The organism is Cyanobium sp. NIVA-CYA 375 (genome assembly GCF_056108345.1).
Genome location: NZ_JBSYHW010000409.1, coordinates 1 through 565 on the forward strand (window position 1 = coordinate 1; position 565 = coordinate 565).

The 565-nt window shown below is 68.5% G+C and carries 1 protein-coding gene; it reads right to left on the bottom strand.

Going from position 1 to position 565, the window contains the following annotated elements:
- Window positions 1-220: 220 nt before the first annotated feature.
- Window positions 221-565: cupin domain-containing protein (locus AC01FP_RS18855; protein WP_474482467.1), on the bottom strand; the 345-nt coding region annotated here is incomplete at its 5' end.

Genomic DNA, 565 nt, shown 5'->3' on the forward strand with positions numbered 1-565 from the left:
GCGAAACCGCGCTGAGCCAGAAGGACATCGAGCAAGCAATTCCGGTCGCCAACGAGCGGGTGCTGCAGGCCGGCCTCAGGATCGCACGCCTGCTCGACGAGGCGTTTGCCCCGGGTCCGCTGCCGGTGCCGGTGCCCGAGCGGCAATAGGGTGCCTCTCCGATTCCCCTCCCTTGAGGGAGGGGAGTTAAATAAGGGACCTATTCACGAGGCGACGGGCCTCACGGCACACGCTTGGTCTCGTACCGCGAACCATCCTTGCGGGCGTAACCTTCCGCGTCGAACACCATGTCGATGTCCGGGTACTCGCCGCTGTCGCCCTCGCGCGTGCCCGCGCTGATGGCGACGAACACGCAGGCGGCATCGCTCCGGTTCTGCAGGTGGTGGCCGTTGCGCGCGCCCGCAGGCCAGGCGAGCACGTCGCCGGGGCGGACCACCGTTTCGCCGTCGTCCTCGACCAGCACCGCTTCGCCTTCGAGCATGACCAGCAGCTCGTCCTGCCCGGCGTGCCAATGGCGCTGGCTCGACCACGCGCCCGGTTCCAGCGTGACATGGCTCGCCCCCAT